This is a genomic window from Frankia sp. AgKG'84/4, assembly GCF_023242965.2.
In the GTDB taxonomy this organism is placed as follows: domain Bacteria; phylum Actinomycetota; class Actinomycetes; order Frankiales; family Frankiaceae; genus Frankia.
Genome location: NZ_JALKFU020000689.1, coordinates 1 through 573, shown reverse-complemented (window position 1 = coordinate 573; position 573 = coordinate 1). Strand labels below are relative to the sequence as shown.

The 573-nt window shown below is 77.1% G+C and carries 1 pseudogene; it reads left to right on the top strand.

What is annotated here, in order from left to right:
- Window positions 1-105: 105 nt before the first annotated feature.
- Window positions 106-573, top strand: a pseudogene (locus MXD58_RS24635) (hypothetical protein); the annotation flags it as partial.

Below are 573 nucleotides of genomic sequence, written 5' to 3'. Positions count from 1 at the left end.
CCGCCGGACCCCGTGGTCCGCGCGGTCCCGGCGGACCCGCCGGTCCGGGGCAGACCCCCGGATCCGGTCTCGCGCCGGGCGGCTGGGTCTAGGGCGGGGGCCGGGATGCGCGCCTTCGACCCGGACGACTATCGCCGGCGGGTGCTGGCCTCGGTGCACCGCCGCGGCGGAGCCGAGCACAGCGACCCGTTCGAGATCTACGACATCGAGCTGGAGTCGGTCGACACGCTCGACGACGGTGCGGTCCGGGACCGGATAGCCGAGGTCTGGGCGTTCTGGCAGCGCGGCCGGGACCATCCCCGCTACCGCGGCGTGATCCTCGGGCTGCTGGAACGGCACGCGGAGCTGTCCGCGTCGCTGGCCGAGCGCACCACCCGCCTCGCCCTGCGGGACCGGGTCGCCGCCGCCCGGGCGGAGCGGGACGACGAACGGTTCGCCGAGCTGGACGCCGCCGCCCGACGGCTGGTGGCCCGCTTCGGCGGCCTGCCCGAGGACCGGATCGCGGGCCTGCGGACGTGGGCGGCGACGCAGGGCATCGACGAGGCGGAGTTCGCCCGGCGCATCCGCCGTCAC